Annotated in this window: 16 protein-coding genes; 5 read left to right on the forward strand and 11 right to left on the reverse strand. The window is 41.1% G+C overall.

Annotated elements, in window-relative coordinates; genetic code table 11:
- The 3 genes from AC2SLT_RS00930 to AC2SLT_RS00940 all read right to left on the reverse strand — a co-directional run bounded on the left by AC2SLT_RS00930 (position 1) and on the right by AC2SLT_RS00940 (position 4,069).
- On the reverse strand, positions 1 to 1,230 hold the full coding sequence (locus AC2SLT_RS00930; RefSeq protein WP_486545416.1) for a M48 family metallopeptidase: 1,230 nt from the start codon (positions 1,228 to 1,230) through the stop codon (positions 1 to 3).
- 190 nt (positions 1,231 to 1,420) lie between these two features.
- Complete coding sequence (locus AC2SLT_RS00935) at positions 1,421 to 2,614, reverse strand: YjgN family protein (protein WP_486545418.1); 1,194 nt, start codon at positions 2,612 to 2,614, stop codon at positions 1,421 to 1,423.
- Positions 2,615 to 3,409: 795 nt separating this feature from the next.
- A complete protein-coding gene (locus AC2SLT_RS00940; RefSeq protein ID WP_486545420.1) occupies positions 3,410 to 4,069 on the reverse strand; it encodes a DUF2939 domain-containing protein in 660 nt (219 codons plus the stop codon).
- Between the two features lie 379 nt (positions 4,070 to 4,448).
- Here AC2SLT_RS00940 and dnaJ point away from each other — a divergent pair, with 379 nt between their 5' ends.
- On the forward strand, positions 4,449 to 5,579 hold the full coding sequence (gene dnaJ, locus AC2SLT_RS00945; protein ID WP_486545421.1) for a molecular chaperone DnaJ: 1,131 nt from the start codon (positions 4,449 to 4,451) through the stop codon (positions 5,577 to 5,579).
- 342 nt (positions 5,580 to 5,921) lie between these two features.
- Positions 5,922 to 6,752, forward strand: a complete 831-nt coding sequence (dapB, locus tag AC2SLT_RS00950; protein ID WP_486545422.1) for a 4-hydroxy-tetrahydrodipicolinate reductase — start codon at positions 5,922 to 5,924, stop codon at positions 6,750 to 6,752.
- Positions 6,753 to 6,797: 45 nt separating this feature from the next.
- On the opposite strand, the gene def is transcribed toward dapB, so the two are convergent.
- From def to erpA, 6 genes are all read right to left on the reverse strand, one after another.
- Positions 6,798 to 7,328, reverse strand: coding sequence for a peptide deformylase (gene def, locus AC2SLT_RS00955; RefSeq protein ID WP_486545424.1), 531 nt, complete (start codon positions 7,326 to 7,328; stop codon positions 6,798 to 6,800).
- 457 nt (positions 7,329 to 7,785) lie between these two features.
- Positions 7,786 to 8,037: a GlsB/YeaQ/YmgE family stress response membrane protein gene (locus AC2SLT_RS00960; RefSeq protein ID WP_486545425.1), complete on the reverse strand. Its 252-nt coding sequence runs from the start codon at positions 8,035 to 8,037 to the stop codon at positions 7,786 to 7,788.
- Positions 8,038 to 8,859: 822 nt separating this feature from the next.
- Entirely contained in the window at positions 8,860 to 10,353 is a 1,494-nt protein-coding gene (gene mpl / locus AC2SLT_RS00965) for a UDP-N-acetylmuramate:L-alanyl-gamma-D-glutamyl-meso-diaminopimelate ligase (RefSeq protein WP_486545427.1), read from the reverse strand.
- Positions 10,354 to 10,429: 76 nt separating this feature from the next.
- On the reverse strand, positions 10,430 to 10,960 hold the full coding sequence (locus tag AC2SLT_RS00970; protein ID WP_486545428.1) for a disulfide bond formation protein B: 531 nt from the start codon (positions 10,958 to 10,960) through the stop codon (positions 10,430 to 10,432).
- 84 nt (positions 10,961 to 11,044) lie between these two features.
- Entirely contained in the window at positions 11,045 to 12,622 is a 1,578-nt protein-coding gene (gene gshA / locus AC2SLT_RS00975) for a glutamate--cysteine ligase (RefSeq protein ID WP_486545429.1), read from the reverse strand.
- Positions 12,623 to 12,889: 267 nt separating this feature from the next.
- Positions 12,890 to 13,219, reverse strand: a complete 330-nt coding sequence (gene erpA, locus AC2SLT_RS00980; RefSeq protein WP_486545431.1) for an iron-sulfur cluster insertion protein ErpA — start codon at positions 13,217 to 13,219, stop codon at positions 12,890 to 12,892.
- 475 nt (positions 13,220 to 13,694) lie between these two features.
- On the opposite strand from erpA, the gene AC2SLT_RS00985 reads away from it, so the two are divergent.
- The 3 genes from AC2SLT_RS00985 (at position 13,695) to AC2SLT_RS00995 (ending at position 17,460) form a co-directional block, all read left to right on the forward strand.
- Positions 13,695 to 15,689, forward strand: coding sequence for an ABC-F family ATP-binding cassette domain-containing protein (locus AC2SLT_RS00985; RefSeq protein WP_486545433.1), 1,995 nt, complete (start codon positions 13,695 to 13,697; stop codon positions 15,687 to 15,689).
- Positions 15,690 to 15,970: 281 nt separating this feature from the next.
- Positions 15,971 to 16,975 carry a DnaJ C-terminal domain-containing protein gene (locus AC2SLT_RS00990; RefSeq protein ID WP_486545435.1) on the forward strand — a complete coding sequence of 335 codons (1,005 nt, stop codon included), beginning with the start codon at positions 15,971 to 15,973 and terminating at the stop codon, positions 16,973 to 16,975.
- A gap of 155 nt (positions 16,976 to 17,130) precedes the next feature.
- Positions 17,131 to 17,460, forward strand: coding sequence for a chaperone modulator CbpM (locus AC2SLT_RS00995; protein WP_486545436.1), 330 nt, complete (start codon positions 17,131 to 17,133; stop codon positions 17,458 to 17,460).
- A 118-nt stretch (positions 17,461 to 17,578) separates the two neighbouring features.
- On the opposite strand, the gene sstT is transcribed toward AC2SLT_RS00995, so the two are convergent.
- Positions 17,579 to 18,799: a serine/threonine transporter SstT gene (gene sstT / locus AC2SLT_RS01000; RefSeq protein WP_486545438.1), complete on the reverse strand. Its 1,221-nt coding sequence runs from the start codon at positions 18,797 to 18,799 to the stop codon at positions 17,579 to 17,581.
- 622 nt (positions 18,800 to 19,421) lie between these two features.
- A complete protein-coding gene (locus tag AC2SLT_RS01005) occupies positions 19,422 to 20,021 on the reverse strand; it encodes a DNA polymerase III subunit chi (protein ID WP_486545440.1) in 600 nt (199 codons plus the stop codon).
- Positions 20,022 to 20,025: the final 4 nt, after the last annotated feature.

Below are 20,025 nucleotides of genomic sequence, written 5' to 3' on the forward strand. Positions count from 1 at the left end.
CTAGTTGCAAACGGTTAGACCCTGCTCGAAGCATTTGCTATATTTGTTTGCCATTTCAATGCGCAATTGGGTGTTAGGATGAGTGGATAAAAAATCAGATAGGCTGTCATCTTTGGCTGTGGTGTCGTCTACTGTGTCGCCAGTAGAGTAATCCTCCATGCGGCTTAGAATAGCGACAAAAGCCTGCGGATTAATACCTGCTTTAAGCATCTTTTTGAACGCAAACTCATCCGCTTCCGTTTCATATTGACGTGAATAGTGATTTGATACCAGCGCTGTTCCCAAGCCGGTAGCAAGCTCACTGATACCATCAGGGTTACCCAAGACTAACATGACAATCATAGTGGTGAATGAGTTTTGGGTCAGCATCTCTAAACTATGACGTTCAACCACATGCCCCATTTCATGCAATAGTACTGCATCTATTTCATCGTCATTATGACTTAACTCGACAAATTTATCGGTCAGCACAATATCACCTGAGGGCAGCGCAAATGCGTTTGGCAGACTCATGCCCCCTATGTTCATCTCTCTAAAATGGAGCTGATAATGGATATTGTCATTGCCACCCAACGGTTTTAATCGGGTTTCAAAACGAGAGATAATCTTTTGTTGTTCCGCGTCACTTATTTTAGTAGGTTGTAAAAAATAACGGTCGATAACCTGTAATGACTGTTTGCCAATATACTCACCCGTCGATTGGGGTAGGGCATGAGCCACGGCTTGGCTGGTCCACGGTATGCCCCATTTTATAAAGCCAATAGCAAACACGACCGTTAAGACCAGCATCATTAAGACACTGCTCATTTTTGTTTCATATTGGTGTAAGCGTAGATTCCATTTTGAACCTGTACTGCTATTAGTATCACCACGAATCAAGATATCTATAGCGTCGTTGTCCAAAGTGGTAAACAGTGAGCCATCCGCCAAGATCAATTTACGTTCGGTATTGCCTAAGCGCTCATTGATACTGATTTGAGACCACTGACCCGTTAGCTTATGGTCTTTTTGCGTATTACCTTTTAAATTCGGTTTTGAATTATCTTCAACATGATCTTTGAGAGTAGTATTGTGCTCATGAGGCACAATATGTACCTCATAGCGTGTTTTATCGACGATAAGCTGAGCAGGATATTGAGTTGAGCTGTCTTTGGGATACCATTTACCCGTTATCCCTGTGCCATCTTTTGAGTGATTTGTGTTTAAAGGCTTTGGGGTTGATGTTCTCATTTTTTATACTCAATATAATAACTTAAAACCATATTTACTCAAAACAAATGCTCAATCTAAATCATACTTATTCTATAAAATAACCTATCCTTATTAGACCCGATTAGACTCGATTAGGATCACTAAACCTACTAGTTGTAGAGTTTAGTGAGCCATTCTCGATTGGTTAATTTCTAGATTTGTTATTGGCTTATAGCGCGATGTCCATATCGATGTCTAACACATCCCCAATCTCTTCCCCAATAGCAGACTGTTCTTTCTCTTTTTGAGTCAAATAGCTATTAACGTCCACATCTGAAGCTTCTATCCATGTATTTTCAGCAAGGTAGCGTGCCACACGTACTTGAGCCCAAGGTAGCGCCAACCCTAGGGTAACAATAGTCAGTAACATATTAGTCAGCAATACTATGAAATACCGTTTGGCACTAACCGTCGACTTAAAGCTGATCGCTTTATCTAATGTGGTATTGTCGTATATATATTGACGTTGGCGACTATAGGAGTAGGCCGCGACCAACAAAGCAGCAGCGATAAAGCCTAAATATACCAACACCAGCCCTATGGCTAACAGTGGATTTGCGCTAGCAGTCGCCATCTCATTGGCCATCGTTTCAGGATCAAAGCCACCTGACATCGTAGACGAAAATATGACCGCAAATAACGCAGCCAGTACCAAATAACACCCAATGGCGACTAGCGCCGTTTTAAACGCAATTTTTATAAATGTGCCTGTTTTCACATCAATAAAGAAGTTACCTTGACCATATTTGGTCTGACCAACCTGGTATTCAGCGGCTTTTTTAGTAAATAAACCACCCAGATAAATGGCGAGTGCAAGGGTAGCAATAACGCCCACCACTGCGATGATGGTGCTGGCTGCCATAGGGATAGATCCACCGCCTTGAAGCGATTGCATCAGAGGGAATACGCTACCTAAAAGAAGCAATACAACGGCCAAATAGCCCACGACAGGGATTAACATATAGATAAAGTACGACGTTTTTAGACCACCGTTGAAGCTAAAGCGTACATTACTAAAGCTGGTCATTCGCATAGTAAACTTTAAGCTGCGCCAGATTACCCATGGCATAACTGCGAAAATAATAATAGGTATAATCAACCCAGCCACTGGATAGACTTGGTTGATAATAATAATGGCTATCAATATGAACATACCAATGAGATAGCCTAAAAAGAGTTGTTTGCCTGTCGCATGATAATCAAAAAATCGGTCTGAGTATTCGGTATTGGCATAAAAGTATCGACGTGTACGTACTTTTGCCCAAGGATAATAAATGCCAAGCGTGATAACGCATAATAAAACATTAACAATCCATATTTTAAAATACTCACTACCTTTTCCATTAAATACTAGATGTTTCATGCTTTGCTTTGATCCTTTTTAGTATAGTTATCAATTATAAAGTTTGTTATACGGCTGTATTAAGTGGCTTTAACTATTTAAGCTTCTTTACATATTTGATTTTCATAAAATATTTGGATAATTTGCCATCTAGAGATGACAATCTATCAAGGTCGTCAAATTCTGCTACCAGAGCGTTATTACCCTAAATGCTGTTATCAGATACCCTTACCTTAAAAGGACCTCAAAAGTCTTTATCAATAGGGATATGGTTAACCCCGTAAATGTCTTTGTTATATCTATTACATAATGATTAAAATTTAAAACATAGTAAACAAATGCTTAACAGGGGTCAACTTGTATTAATGATAATTATTTTCATGATTAATGAAAAATTTTCATTAAAATCCTAGTTTTAAATCTTGATACAAGGCTATAGGGATAGCCCAGCTTTTACTAAACTGGCATAAACGTGTTTGGGCTAAAGGGATTAGCCTAGATGCTCATTGAGTAAGTTGAGTAGGTTAAAAAGGTGAGCAAATTGAGTTAATGAAGAATGGATAACGTTGAGTAGGTTAAAAAGCTGAATAGCTTAAGAAAGATAAGAAGAGCGTATTTTAACTTTGAATAGTCTTAGGCAACTAACAGAGGGATAAGGCTGACATGCGCAAGTGCAACCTTAGAAAGTTTAGCGATAGGTTTAGAGATAAGCTTGGAGACAGGCGAGTGAGATGCCGTAGCTGAATACTTGAGACAATACGAGATACGGCTTAACTCACTGAAAATAGAGAGGGCTTAATTGATTAACACAGACGGTTATGGCAATACCACGTTAACTATTTTCCAATCAACAAACCCTTCCCGTGTCATCTCAACTTTGACTGGATATCCTTTAATATCCCCAGATACTGTGAAGCAATTGATACCACAGTAGTTTAACTTAAATTTTTCGCTATCCTCTCCTGCTTCAGCATGGGCTTCAAGATCCGAGGCTTGACTGTCCATCACCTGCTGCACTTGGGTTTTGATCACCGTATTAATATCTCCACGCTGAACGATAATGTCCTGAATTAATTTGCGCAGATTGACTTTATTACTAGCAATGGCCCATGCGGCTGCGAGCTCCTTAGTCGCTTGATTGGCTTGGCCTTGAGTCTTAACTAGGCTACTAATATTGTCGGCAGTAATGGCGTTAGATACTGAGCTTGAAATAAAGTCATTAGCGGCTTGGTTTAGAGGATCACCACCAAGTTTTGCGACCAATGGGTACTGTAATAACGTATTAGAAAACTTAGCCATTAACTGTGACTCGATATTTGGTTGCAGTTGATTGATGTCAATATAGCTGACGAGAGACTCGCCGTCGTGTGCATCATAAGCCTCTTTTATTTGATAAGCCGTATAGTAGGGAGAGCCTGCAAAGACAGCAATAGCCACAATGATAAGTGTGATGACTAAAAACTTTAAGAATTTCATAAAAGGTAAGGGCCTGTGAGTCTATAAGGGTTAGATAAGATCAGTGTTACTTTAAGATTTGCATATCATAGGTAACGTTAGACAGTTTGTAGAAACAGGGTTCAGAAGACCAATAAATAAGAAGGTTATTAAAACATAAGCATAATAATAAATAGATTTTAGCATAATTGCTTGATAATCGAGGTGATTGTCACCATTAAACAGGAAAAGTATTGATTAATTTTGCAGTATTTTATGCCAGTCATTTATATATGGCTATTTATAGACAATTTTACAGACAATAGTCACTGTGATTATTTTGATTAAATTTGAATGCCATCGTTCATAATGTTTCACATGAAACATTAGAAATAATAATGGCATGTTGATAGGAGCCTCCATGAGTAAGCGAGATTTTTACGACGTTCTAGGCGTTGATAAAAACGCCGATGAGCGTGAGATTAAAAAGGCCTACCGTAAATTGGCCATGAAATACCATCCTGATCGTAACTCAGATGACCCCGATGCTGAAGAGAAGTTCAAAGAAGCCTCAATGGCTTATGAGGTATTGAGCGATAAAGAAAAACGTTCTGCCTACGACCGTATGGGACATGCTGCCTTTGAAAATGGTATGGGCGGTGGCGGCTTTGGTGGCGCTGGTGCTGGTAACTTCCAGGACATTTTTGGCGACATTTTTGGCAACTTTGGCGACATCTTTGGTCAGTCTCGTGGCGGTGGTCGTCAGCGCCGTGGTTCAGATTTGCGATATGTGATTGAGCTCACTTTAGAAGAGGCTGTACGCGGCTGTAAAAAAGAGATTAGTTTTACCGCGCCTGCCCCTTGTGAGACCTGTGATGGTAAAGGCGCTAAAGATGCGTCTGATATTGTGACCTGTCAGACCTGTGGCGGTCATGGTCAAGTTCGTATGCAGCAAGGATTCTTTGCCGTACAACAAACCTGTCCTAATTGTGGCGGCTCTGGTAAAGAAATTAAAAATCCTTGCTCAGATTGTCATGGTAGCGGTGTCAAAGATAAATCTCGCACTCTTGAAGTCTCAATCCCAGCAGGGGTAGATGATGGGGATAGAGTACGTTTAGCCGGTGAAGGTGAAGCAGGTGGTGCAGGCGTACAAAATGGCGACTTGTACGTAGAAGTCCGCGTTAAAGAACACCCGGTATTTAAACGTCAAGGCGCTGACTTATATATGGATGTGCCCGTGAGCATCACTGATGCCGCGCTGGGTAAAGAAGTTGAGATTCCAACTTTAGATGGTAAAGTGAAGATTAAGGTTGCCGAAGGCACTCAAAGTGGTAAGCTACTGCGCGTCCGTGGAAAAGGGGTGACTCCCGTGCGTACCACGATGAAAGGTGACTTAATATGCCGTATTATGGTTGAGACGCCCGTCAATTTAACCCGTGAGCAAAAAGAGCTGTTACGTCAGTTCCAAGATACTTTAGATGGCGATAGCAAGCATCATCAGTCTCCTAAGAAAAAGTCTTTCTTTGAAAAACTTGGTGACCTATTCGACTAAAGCGTTTGACTAAAGCATTCAGTTAACGAGGTTTGTTCACATTGATTTAAATAAAGTAGTCTAATAAAATCAGCTGGGTTAAATCAGTGTTATGAGTCGAATATAATAAAAATCGTTATATTGAAAGCCCATAAGTTTCACGTGAAACGTATGGGCTTTTCTTATGTAATTAAGGATTGTCTCGTTTTAGACAAATGAAAGAGGGAATGCGCTAACTTCACTCTCTTCAAAAGAGAAATCAAATAAATCATGCTATCATTATTCACAATTGCATAGTAGATAGAAAAAAGCCCTATTCTTAAACGAATATTATGCGTATTCAGCTAATTTAAGGAAACAATCATGACGCAAGTGCATTCTGAAATAATTAAAGTAGGCATTATTGGTGCCGGTGGCCGAATGGGTCGAATGTTAATAGAAGCAGTTAATAACAATGACCAAACGCAGCTAGCAGCAGCGATAGAGCGCAGTGGTTCAAGTTTGTTAGGCGTGGATGCGGGTGAGCTGGTCGCACTGGGTAAAAATGGGGTGGCTTTAACGGACAATCTTGAAGCAGAGCTAGACGGCATCGATGTACTGATCGACTTTAGCTTACCAGACTCTACTGAAAATAATGTACAACTGTGTGCCAAACATAACGTCGCTATGGTCATAGGCACTACAGGATTGAGTGACGCTCAAGAACAACAATTAAATGAAGCCAGTCAGCAAATACCAATCGTCTATGCTGGCAACTATTCTACTGGCGTTAATGTGTCTTTGAAGCTAATTGAAATGGCTGCTAAAGCATTTGGGCAAACGGCAGATATTGAGGTCATTGAAGCACATCATAAGCACAAAGTAGATGCGCCTTCTGGTACCGCCTTTATGATGGCGGATGCAGCAGCAACAGCACGTGGTCAAGATTTAAAACAAGTGGCGCTATACGGACGTGAAGGAAAAACGGGTGAGCGTCAAGAGGGTAGCATCGGCATTCATGCCATTCGCGGCGGTGAAATCATTGGTGATCACAGTGTGATGTTTATCGCTGATGGTGAAATGGTCGAAATCAAACACCATGCCCGTGAGCGTATGACCTTTGCAGCAGGCGCAGTACGAGCGGCCGTATGGGTGGTTACACAGTCAGCTGGTCGTTATGATATGCAAGATGTATTAGGTTTGACGGGCGTTTAATCGCCCCCTATCGACTTTTAAAAGCGAAATAGGGGACTGGTTAGGTTAAGCTCTGGCGTTATCAAGCTGTTTTTCACGCAGTTTAACGACTTTACGTACCTTATCACGCGCACGGGTCTGTTTTAAACGCGATAAATAATCAACGAATAGCACCCCATTTAAATGATCCATCTCGTGCTGAATACAGACCGCAAGTAGACCTTCAGCAATCTCTTCAAAAGCATTGCCGTCTCGATCTAGCGCTTCGATCTTCACTTTTGTCGGACGCTCAACAGAGTCAAATACATCAGGTACTGACAGACAGCCTTCTTCATAAGGCTTTTTATCTTCTACAAGTGGCGTAATCTTCGGATTAATGAACACACGAGGCTGATCATTATTTTCAGATAAGTCCATGACGATTAGCTGAATATGACGATCTACTTGGGTAGCTGCCAGTCCAATGCCTTTGGCATCGTACATGGTTTCAAGCATATCATCTATTAGTTGTCTGATGTCATCATCTACCGTTTTCACGGGCTCTGCAATGGTACGTAAACGAGGGTCAGGATAATTAAGTATTTGTAATTTTGCCATAAGAGATCACATAGTATGTTAGTTAAAGTTTATGGGCTAACTCATGTCTACTATATCTGAGTTTATGCAATCCATAAACTTTAAAAAATAAAAGTTAATAATATATTATATATCACTGAATGAGGGGCATTAGCCTTAATTTCAAGCTAATTTAGGCAGTCATCCGATACATCGTGTCGTGCCTTTTCTATAAAATTACCTGTCCTTGTCATATTCGGTCAGATTTACTGAGCTAAGCATTTGTCGCGTTTACATTCGTCTTCTTGGATGTCCTTCATACATAGGTTAGCTTATATATTTGGTACTGTTACGAGTCTTTGAGTTAGCAACATAAAAAAACGGACTATAAAAGTCCGTTTCGTCGCTAAATTAGTTACATATTTTCGATGATATTGCTATTAATATACGTATCTTAAGAAAAGCATTATAAAGGTCTTAAGAAAAGCATTATAAAGGGTTAAGTACGTTTATTAGCAATTAGTTCATAAATAAACAGTAAAATAATGGCACCAATGACTGAGAATGCTAGGCTAATAAATCTACCGCTATCTGCTAAGCCTATTAAACTGGCAATAAAACCACCCAAAAAAGAGCCTGCGATACCCAGTATGATGGTCATAATCCAGCCCATGGCATCGTTACCCGGTTTAATAGCACGTGCTAATAACCCTGCAATAAAACCTACAGCAATTGTCCAAATAATGCTCATATTATTTCTCTCCCTATCAATTAATTATTGTACCGTTTATAAAAAAAACTTATCTTTATTAGACTCGCACTGTCTACTGCTTATTAATACGCGTCTTGTTCAATAAGCTAATTTTAAATTTGGCAGTCGCTATAACTTTAGCTAAGTTTATATATTTATATGATTAATAAAGTATCGTTATTGAAGCGCCTTATCCTTTATGCATGTATTTATAGAGGTAGATTAAATTGAGAAGTTTAAGTTATTTTAAATAACTTGTTATAAAGTAACATCTTAAATAATTTCGCTTCAAATGACTTGGTCATACATCCTCTAGTAGGGATAAGTCTAATAGGTTTAAAGTCAAACTTATGATTAGAGAATGATAAGCGATGAGCAATAAACCATAAAGAGCGTTAAACCACAGTAGAGAGTAAACGAAATAAATTTATTCTAACCTAATGATAAAAGAAGAGACTTCAATACTCGTCCAAATTGAATTTTAACGGCTAAAAAAGACTAGTAGTAAGATTGAATTGTTAACCTTGTACAGGCTATGTGACCATATTTGGAGTATTAATAGAGATTGATAATAATAAGTTAACTAATTGTATCGTTTATTTTAACTTTTGTTGCATTTGCATCACTGTTTCAAGGTTAAGTAGGTAATGGTCTGTTAATTAAAATCAAAAGAGAGGATATAGAGCATTTAGTGGCAGTTGATAAAGAGATATTGACAGTTGATAAAGGGGTATAGTCTGAAGGGCCTAAATTTAAAGCCTTATCCATTAGGATAAAGCTTTTGAAGTAAGACTGAATGAAATTAAAAAAAGACGACATCCTTTATGGGTTTAAAGCCTTAATTAGGCGCTGATGAATGTTTTCAAAGCCGCCATTAGACATAATGATGATGGCATCATCTTTGTCGGTATCGCCTATTTTAGAGACAAGATGATCAATGATACTTTGAGTATCCGTCATTACATATTGAGAATTGCGAACAGTGTTGGACTGCGCGGTAATAGCCTCATTCAGCCCCCACTCTAAACCTGCGGGCTCATACCAAATGACTTCGTCAGCCAGTTGCGCAGAAGCTGCTAAACTGTCTTTATGAACCCCAAGTTTCATTGTGTTACTGCGCGGCTCAATAATTGCCCAGATTTTGTGATTTTTTAGCTTCTTTTTTGCCCCATCTAGGGTGGTGGTAATCGCGGTGGGATGATGGGCAAAGTCATCGTACACTTGTACTTTATTATTTGAGTCGCCCGATTTGTATTCCACATCAGCGATCAGTTCCATGCGACGCTTAATACCTGAGAAGTTAGACAAGGCTGCGCAAGCTTGTTCAACACCAATGCCGATATCATAAGCAGCAGCAACCGCTACCATCGCATTTTCTACATTATGACGACCACTCATACCCCAATCAACTTCTCCGGTTACCATCTGGGTATGCTCGTCATCGTGATAATGTACCAAAAATCGGCTGCCGTCCTCTTCAATTAATTCTGCTTTCCACACGCACTCTACCGTACCTTGTAAGCTGCTAGGCTCTATAATTTCAGTACGCCATATCGGCGTCCAACATCCTTTATCTATCGTCGCCTCTAAACTTGGTGTCTGTGCCGGCATAATGATCTGACCATGACTTGGAATCATTCGGATCATGTGGTGGAACTGAGTTTGAATGGCGTCTAAATCTTTAAAAATATCAGCGTGATCAAACTCAAGGTTATTTAATATAGCAGTGCGAGGACGGTAATGGACGAACTTAGATCGTTTATCAAAAAATGCGGAGTCATATTCATCTGCTTCAATAACGAAATAGCCTTGTTTGCCGTCTTTGCTAGTATCAGAGCCTAAATAGCTACTGTGGGCAAAGGCTCTGTTTAAAGCATCATTATCACTGTCTACCAAAGGCACACCGCCGATCAAAAACCCAGTATCAATGCCGCAATAATGTAGTATCCATGCCAGCATGGTCGTCGTTGTGGTCTTACCATGAGTACCGGCAACCGCTAATACATGACGATGTTGCAACACCTGCTCCGATAAAAACTGAGGACCTGAGGTATAGGGAATACCTTCATCGAGCATATATTCAACTGCCTCAATACCCCTTTTCATGGCATTGCCCACGATCACTAGGTCAGGGGAAGGCTGCAAGTGACTGGCGTGATAGCCTTCTAAAATTTCGACACCCGCACGTTCTAATTGAGTTGACATCGGTGGATAGATGCCGGTATCTGAGCCAGTAACAGTATGACCAAGATCTCGAGCTAATAATGCAAGTGACCCCATAAATGTGCCACAGATACCTAAAATATGAACGTGCATGCAACCTCTGGTTTTTATCTAAATAAAGAAAAAGTGTAACGATTAAATAGCGCTTAGGACTTAAAGACTCTAAACATTAAAAGGCTCGAGCTTTAACAGGACGCGATTTAATAATACGCCATAATATCATTAAGTTAACCAAAATTAGAAAGGTAAACAAGATAAGGGCTTGCTCGGGAATACTAAGTCCTAAAAAGCGCCAGCTAATCTCAGCGCATTCGCCAGAGCCTGATAGTACTTGGTTGATAACCTGTCTCATTGGAAGCGCTTCGAGCCAATAATCCAAACCCGGACCACAACTCGGCACTTGGTCTGGGGGTAGATGTTGAATCCAGACATGGCGCGCCGCCACACCAGCTGACCATAAGAGTCCTAACATTGAGCCCAACCATAACAACAGTCGAATAGCGGTATTTTTGGGATTACCAAGGGCTGCAATAAGGGAAAAGATACCCATGACAATAAGCCCAATGCGCTGAAAAATACAAAGAGGGCATGGCTCCAAACCTTTGGCGTTTTGTAAAAATAAAATAGCAAAAGCCATGCCAACCACAGCAAAAAATACTAATATGATATTAAGCGTACGATAGGAAAGTAAACGCTGCATGGGGTTGCTCCTTGGCAACTAAAATCCATATTAAACCGATATGCTTATCACTAACAGCACCCTAAAAAGTCACGTTAAATAAGCCTAACGATATTGTTGTATATAATCATAAAAACTTTGAGTCTGGTTGCTCTCAAGATCTTGTTGTTGTATCCATGATTTTTCTGCCAATACCTCATATTTTGCCTGAGTATTGGGACTTAGGGTATTACGCATGATAGCGTCACGGTGCTGCTGCGCTAGAGCATAGCCAAGCTTCCAAGTGCTGCCAAATTTTTCCGTATCAGAAAGCACTTGAGCAGACAATGTTGCATCGGGATAGACGGCCTTGCCAAGCATTAAAGTCACAGCGACTCGGTAGTTATTACCCCCATATTGATCATCTAATAAAGTAGCGATGGGTAACATGGCTTCTAAATGCTGTTGCATCCACTGACTTAATTTGACTTCACCGTCGCATGTTTTAATGCTTAAGTTCGGCTCACGGCCATTATTGACAACCCGCTCAAGGTTTTCAGCCAATAGGTCATCCTCCTCTGGCAACAAATCAGGAGAGTCAGTCAGTAAGCAATACAACGCTAATACTTCTAAGAAGCAAGCGGTGGAGAGACGAATGCCAATATCACTATAAGGATCTAAATCTACCGCTCTAAACTCTACATAAGCAATGCCACGAGCCTCTAAAGCGTGACTCGGTGTCTCTTCTGACTCCGCGATTTGCTTCGGACGGATAGGGCTGTAGTACTCATTTTCAATTTGCAGAATATGATCATTAATCTGTATCGGTTCACCCTTGTCATCGTCAAGTCCTAACTTACTAAACCCTGAAAATGGGGTATTAATGGCACGGCGCAGACCGTCCACATATTCAGGCAGGGTGTTATAGCGAATATCAAGCTGATCTTGCACACTATTGGTATACCCTAGCTTGCTCATGCGTAAGCTTGTGGCATTTGGCTTATAGTAAGTCGTCTTATTCAACTGCTCTAAGCTATGCTCACGACCGATTAAGAAACAGGGACAAACCGTAGGACTAGCACCTGTGAGATACAGCACCAGACTACTCATCCGCTTAAAGTTGCGGATAAGCCCAAGATACTTCGCATTTTTAAATTCGGTAAGTGAGTTGGCTTGGTCTTGTTTTGGAGAGTTATCGCGCCAAACACGGAATAAATCATCACCAAAAGATAAATTGTAATGAAGCCCAGCGATGGTCTGCATACGCCGGCCATAACGAACCCCTAAACCACTGCGATATAAGGTTTTAAGACGTCCGACATTGGAGCTGCCATAGTCGGCCAACGGGATATCATTGTCATCGGAGGACAGCATACAAGGCATCGATAAGGGCCAAATCAGCTCTCCTTCCTCTAATGAGTTGTAAACCAAAATATGCAATTCACGCAGCATACTTAACGTCTCTGCCACCGTAGACTTCGGAGAGGTGATAAGCTCAAGTAAGCTCTCAGAGTAGTCAGTAGTGATGTAAGGGTGGGTCAGCTTTGACCCTAAAGATTTTGGATGCGGGGTTTGGGCAAGGAAGCCATCAGACTGCATTCTTAACCCCTCTTTTTCAATACCACGTAACATACCAGATAAGAGCTGGCTGGTTAACCAAGAGGGTATATGAGAACGAGGGGAATGAGGGGTAACGTCAGTCATACTATAATCTCAAAATCAATTAGAGGCATCACTCGCTGACAAGACTATCTGTCAAAACCGTCAATTAAGACCGTTTATCCATATATCTGTCAACGTATAAAGTGAAGCGTAGGAAGTATTATCAACAACTTAGCAAGAATGCATATTGCTTAAATATCAAAGTAGTGTAGCCTAAACCTATAAAAAAATCATGTGCGTTTACAAATGATCCTAGCGTCACATCCGCATTAAAAATGACCCTTTAAAAAACAGGTAAAATTAAAGCCACTAAATCGAGAATGAAGACCCGCAACCACACGTGGTAGTGGCATTTGGATTGGTCACGACGAAACGTGCCCCTTCTAACCCTTCGGTATAGTCAACCGTTGATCCTTGTAAGTATTGATAGCTTAAGGAGTCTACCAATAAGGTGACGTCATCGTTTTCAAAGTTGGCATCATCTTCGCCAATTTCATCAGCAAAGTTAAAGCCATAAGAGAAGCCGGAGCAGCCTCCACCAGTGACGTAGACACGTAGCATTAAAGAGTTGTCGCCTTCTTCTTCGCGCAATCTGCGAACTTTATTAGCGGCACTGTCAGTTAAGGTAATGGTTGTCATAATATCCTCGTAAAGTGTATAACTTCACTGAACGCAAAATCAATGTAAAGAACGTTGTTGAAATAATATGAGTTTAATGTCATTTAAATTATTGTCACTATCATTAAGTGCTATGAAAAATGGGCTATAAAATGGGCCATAAAAATAGACAAAGCAAAATTTACATTAATTATTAAAACAATTTTAAAAACTATTATTTTTAAAAACAATTGATATTTGGAAAGGGGATGCCAGTACAATGACATCCTTATTAGTGGCTATGTAGAATACATTTATCAATTCAATAAATAATTCTATACAGCTCCTGAATGAATTATTTAAAATTTTAGCCATTCATTATAGCATAATGAGGCATAATGCTTGATTTTCAATGTTGTAATTGTGCCAAGCCTTGTTTCTTTGTCATAGTTTTTTAATTTCTGACACGCATTAATTTTATAACCTGCTCAGACATAACCAAAAGTGATTAGTATCCATGATTGAATTTAACAAAGTTAGTGTCCGCCGTGATGGTAGAGTACTCTTTTCAGATGCGACCTTCCAGATACATCCAGGACAAAAAGTGGGGTTAACCGGGAACAATGGTACCGGTAAATCAACTTTATTTGGTGTGTTATTAACGCATATGGGTGAACGTAGCACAGATGAATTAACGGTCGATGCTGGTAGTGTCAGTATTCCTAGCGGATGGGATGTGGCGCATATGGCACAAGAAGTCGAAGGGACCAGTCAGCCTGCCATCGACTATGTCTTAAGCGGTGATAAAGAATGGTATGAGATTAACCAAAAGATGATGAATCCTGATACGCTCAGCGATAATCAGATCGCTCAGTTATATCAACGATTTGATGACATCGATGGCTATCGGACGCCCACTACTGCAGCGCAAATTATGGCAGGTCTCGGCTTTAAAGCCAATCAGCACGAACTTCCAGTAAATGACTTTTCGGGTGGTTGGCGTATGCGCTTGAATCTGGCGAAGACATTGATGAGCCGTGCCGATTTACTATTGCTTGATGAGCCTACCAACCACTTAGACTTGGATGCAATATTATGGTTAGAAGAGTGGATTGCGAAGTTTGATGGCACTGTCCTGCTAATCTCGCATGATCAAACCTTCTTAGATGCCACTATTGGTTATATCTTACACGTCGAAAACCAGAGTATGACCCTATATACGGGTAACTATTCACAGTTTGTGCGTACTCGTAGCGAGCGCTTAGCTCAACAACAGCAAGCGTTTGAAAAGCAGCAAACCACCAAAGCGCATTTAGAAGACTTTGTGCGTCGTTTTCGTGCAAAGGCCTCAAAAGCGAAGCAAGCCCAAAGCCGCTTAAAACAGCTTGAACGGATGGCAGACTTATCACCTGTGATGGCAGACAACCCCTTTACCTTTCAGTTTTATGAGCCCAGTCACATGAGCTCACCGCTCATTTCGCTCAAATCAGCAGATATCGGTTATGGGGATACGCCAATATTGACCAATGTCAGTCTACAAGTAACACCAGATACCCGCATTGGTCTGTTGGGTATGAATGGCGCTGGTAAATCGACATTAATTAAATGCTTAGTTGGTGAGCTGACGCCTTTAACGGGTACGTATAAGGTGTCTGATACGCTTCATATTGGTTATTTCAATCAGCATCAGATGGACAGTTTAGATGCTGAGGCCACTCCGATGATCATGATGCGTCGTTTGGCAGGCAAGACCTCTGATGCAGAGCTGCGCTCATTTTTGGGTAGCTTTGACTTCCGTGGCGATCGTATCGATACGCCTAGTAAGCTATTTTCAGGGGGAGAGCGCGCACGCCTGACACTGGCACTCATTGTCTGGCAAAAACCAAATGTGTTGGTACTCGATGAGCCTACGAACCACTTAGATTTGCAAATGCGTCAGGCGTTGACCATGGCGTTACAAGGGTTTGCTGGGGCAGTGGTACTGGTGTCGCATGATCGCGAACTCATTGCCAACGTTTGTGATGAGCTATATCTGGTACATGATGGCAAGCTACAGGAATTTGATGGCGATGTGTCAGACTATGGCAAATGGCTATCAGAACAGCGCAAGTCCGACGCCAAAGAGGCGGCAAAAGAGACACGTGATGCCAAAGCTGTTGCCCTAAGCGCTGCCAAGCAAGCCGAAGAAGCCAAGAAAGCGGCTGAAGCAAAAGCAAAGGAGGATGATTCGCAATTAACCAAAGAAGAGCGTCGTAAGCTCGCAGCAGAGCAGCGCAAATTAACCGCGCCCATCCGAAAGCGTATTGAGCAAGCTGAAAAGAAGCTGGATAAAGTGGCCACTGACTTAGCAGATCTTGAACAACGGCTTGCCGATACCTCTTTGTATGAGGACGCTCGTAAGGATGAGTTGTTAACGCTGCTTGAAACACAGGCCCAGCTACAGCAGCAGCAAAATGAATTAGAAGAGACATTAATCACGGCGATGACAGAGCTTGAAGGTTATGAAAATTAAAGTTATAGCAAGTGTAGGTTATTTTATACAGCCCCTAGAGACTTAAGGCGAGTTATCTCTTTTAAATTAAACCCTTTATAAATCAAACTTTTTAACATTAAAAGAGCATACTAGGTTTTGCTCTTTTTTTTAAACTGTAGAACATACTTTAGCTTAATCTATGACGATAAGCTTAGAGTATGACATTGAAAAGGGAACGTTTAGGTAGTGAAATTCAGGGTAATAGCCCTTATATAGTAAGATATGAGATGAGTATTTAGACCCATAAAAGGATAATAATAATGGCAGAAAAGAGTTTCTACGATACTTTAGGTGTCAGTAAAGACGCCACAGACAAAGATATCAAAAAGGCATACCGAAAGCTTGTGCGTAAGTATCACCCTGATGTCAGCGATGCCCCTAATGCTGACGAAAAGATTGCGGAGATCAACAATGCTTACGAGACCTTACGAGATCCTGAAAAGCGTGCGAAGTATGATGCCATGACTGCTAATCCCTTTACAGGAGGTGGCGGCTTTGAAGGCGCTTCTAGCTTCAGTGGTGCAGGCGGTCAAGGCGGATTTAGATGGGAAGATGTCAAAGATCAATTTGGTGAAGGAGCGCCCTTTGGTAGTGGTAGCTTCCGCTTTGACGATATCTTCTCAGCTTTTGGCGGTGGTCAGACAAATCGCCAATCAGGTCAGTCAGGCTATGACCATTTTGGAGGTGCTTTTAAAGATCCAGGTCCTGCGCCAGGTCAGGATCAGCACGCTGAGATTAATGTTACTTTAGATTCGGTGTATAACGGTGATGACTATAGTATTAAATTGAATGTGCCCGTTCGTCAGTCGAATGGCAGTGTCACCCATGAACAAAAAACATTAAAAATTAAAATCCCAAAAGGCATAACCGAAGGCAAACAAATTCGCTTAAGTGGTCAGGGTGCTGCCAGCATGGGTGGTGGGAAAAATGGCGATTTATTCTTAAAAGTGCTGATCAGTCATGATGACAATATTCGACTAGAAGGCGCTGATGTCTATCAAACCGTAAATATCACCCCTTGGGAAGCGGCATTGGGCGAAAAGGTAAATGTGGATACACCAGCGGGCACCTTAGGGGTCACGATACCCAAAAATAGTAAGTCTGGCAGTCATTTACGAGTTAAAGGCAGAGGTATTCCTGCAAAGCAGCCCGGGGACTTGTACCTAACCTTAAATATCGTTAATCCGGATGTTACGACCGAAGCTCAGCGAGAAGCGTTTACTGCTTTAAAAGAAAGCTTTTCAAGTGCTGATATTAAACGTTAATGGTTGAAAGTCTTGAAATGGTTCGCTTCTAGTCCTTATATGCTCCTTACATGACTAAGGATTGACTAAAACTATGGATAGACTAACACTCAGGTTAAATTTCAGTTATTTTTAATAACAGCCAATAAAAATATAAGAATAATAGGATAGATATCATGAAACATTCTGATGAATTTAACGATATAATCTTGACCTTAGATGAGCTTATTACGGTTTGTGGTGTAGAGCGTGATTGGGTCATTGATTTAATCGAAGAAAATGTGATCACCTATGACATTCCTGACACACAGCAGTTTACTGGCTATCAACTGGCGACAGTGCGCCGAGCGTCGCGTTTAAGCCGTGACTTTGATGCCAGTATCCCAGCTATTGGATTGATCTTAGAGCTATTAGAAGAGGTAGAACAATTGCGTCAGTTTAAGCGTCAACAAGAATCGATTATGCAGACTATTCAGACGATTGAAGTAGATATTCAAAAAGACTAGGTTCTCTATTAACACGCTTACTCGCAGTAAGAACTAAAAAAACACCGCATTCTTAGAATGTGGTGTTTTTTGATGTAGAGCATTATATAAAGCGAATTAAATATAAAGACTTAAACAGTTAAACAGGCTTTTTTTTCATAATAGGATCTGCGGCAGCAGTAAACAATACGTCTGTTGATGAGTTGAGTGCCGTTTCTGCCGAATCTTGGATGACACTGATAATGAGACCAATAGCCACGACTTGCATTGCCACATCACTGGAGATATTAAATAAGCTACAAGCTAGCGGAATCAGCAACAGTGACCCCCCAGGCACGCCAGATGCCCCGCAAGCACTAACTGTGGCGACGACACTAAGTAATAACGCTGAGCCAAAGTCAACGTTTATCCCTAAGGTATGCGCCGCGGCTAAGGTCAATACATTAATAGTAATCGCAGCGCCTGCCATATTGATCGTCGCCCCCAAAGGTAGCGTCACAGAGTAGGTATCTTCATGCAGGCCAAGTTTGGCGGCTAAGTTCATATTCACTGGAATATTTGCCGCCGATGAGCGGGTGAAAAAAGCAGTAATTCCTGATTCGCGCAGGCAGGTGAATACCAGAGGATAAGGGTTTCTACGGATATTAAAAGCGACAATAATAGGGTTAACCACCAATGCAATAAACAACATACAGCCCACTAAGATACCAAGCAGACGGAAATAGTCTTGTAAGGCCTCAAAACCTGTTTCTGCCACCGTATTAGCGACTAAACCTAATATACCGAGTGGTGCAAAAGCAATGACAAACCGGACCACGTTTGAGATAGCATCAGACAAATCTGCCACCATAGTGCGAGTAGATTGTGACGCTTTTCGTAGCGCAAATCCAATAATAAGAGCCCAAGCCAATATCCCCATATAGTTTGCGTCAGCGATGGCACTCACTGGATTAGCAACCAAGTTCATTAGCTGTGTTGTCAATACTTCTTTAAGGCCGGAGGGCGGGGTATGATCGGCCGCTGCCTGAATTGAATCTAGATTTTTTAAATAGGTTGGGAACAAGTAACTGGCAGAAACAGCGGTCAAAGCGGCCAAAAAAGTACCAAAAATGTACATAATAAGCACCGGCTTAACATGAACTTTTTCTACGCTTTGGTGCTGACTGACCGCTGCCATTACCAATACAAACACTAAAATAGGAGCCACTGCTTTAAGGGCACCGACAAATAAAGTGCCTAACAAACCTAGGGCGATACCCACTGAAGGTACTAGCCATCCTATTAGAGTGCCCAGTACTAGTCCGAGGATAATTAGGGGTACCAAACCGATACGTTGATACATGTCAATAATGGCTCTCATAAGCACTCCATGCACGTGTCATACTCAGCGGTGTCATCTCATTGATAGTCTGTTGACCAACCGATATTTGGTTGTTATTTCAAACTGCAAAAGAGGCATCACGTTAATTGAGTACAAAAATAAGTTAAAACAAAACAGGGTAAAAACTCCAGTAATTTAGAGAAAGCCCTTACCTTACTTTGGAAGCAATGATATAAAAATATGATATCTTTTCCAGATTTGGTCTACATAAAAAAATTATCCCGTGATTATACAAAACTGACCGTCAACTGCAACCAATAACTATTGCCACTTCATGTAGAAACTTTACTGACACGATGTTTTTAAGAATAAAGTGGGTCTTAAAACGAGGTAACGGATAGAGATAGAGATATTCAACCTTTTCTATAACGTGACTTGTCTATTTTTTAGACTCGGTTAGGCTCATTAAACCTACTATTGGTCGCGTTTGCACTCGCTTTGTTTGAGAGATTTTTTACTAGATGTGTGTTATCTGGATGTGCGTGATAGGCGTTAACAAGGAGAGGTTAACGAATAGCATTTCGGTAATAGAATCTCGATAATAGAATTTAGTGTAGAGGTTAAATAATAAGGCTTAATGGATGTGAACATTCAGATAGGTTTAATCTATAGGAAAATAGACAAGTTCAAACCCGAGATCACGATAGGCACGATATTTAGTACGTCCTTGCTCTTTACTGATTTCGTCTGGGGTAATAATCTCAAGCACGCGTTCAGGAAGTACCCCATCATTTGATAAGGGGAGAGGGTCTTTTGCAAGATTGAGCACCACACCATCAAACCCTTTGGGTTGCACAGGCAATAGCGTCACAGGGGCAGATAATAGGGTCTCAGAATCTGTGCTTTTTGCTAAATCAGAGCTATTCGCTGAATTTGCGCGCTCGTCTAAATCTAAGCTCTCTTCTGAAACTAAACTCTCTTCTGAGACTAAGTTATCTGATAATAAAGACTTATCCAAAATCAGGTTATGTGGAATAAAGCTGGTCGAGTTAAAGGTCCACAGCTGAGCGTCAAGTCGCTGCAACCGATCTAATTTATCATCAACAATCACTAAGCTATTGTCACTTTTTTTGAGCACGGTTTCGGTCAATCGACACACAAAATTAAGCACCGCCTCAGCATTCACAGCGGGGGCGGTGTTTTCAGCGGTGGCGTCATAACTCATATAACGCTCACCGAGGACGTAAAAGCTAATTTGCATAAAG

The organism is Psychrobacter sp. CX18, from assembly GCF_057396215.1.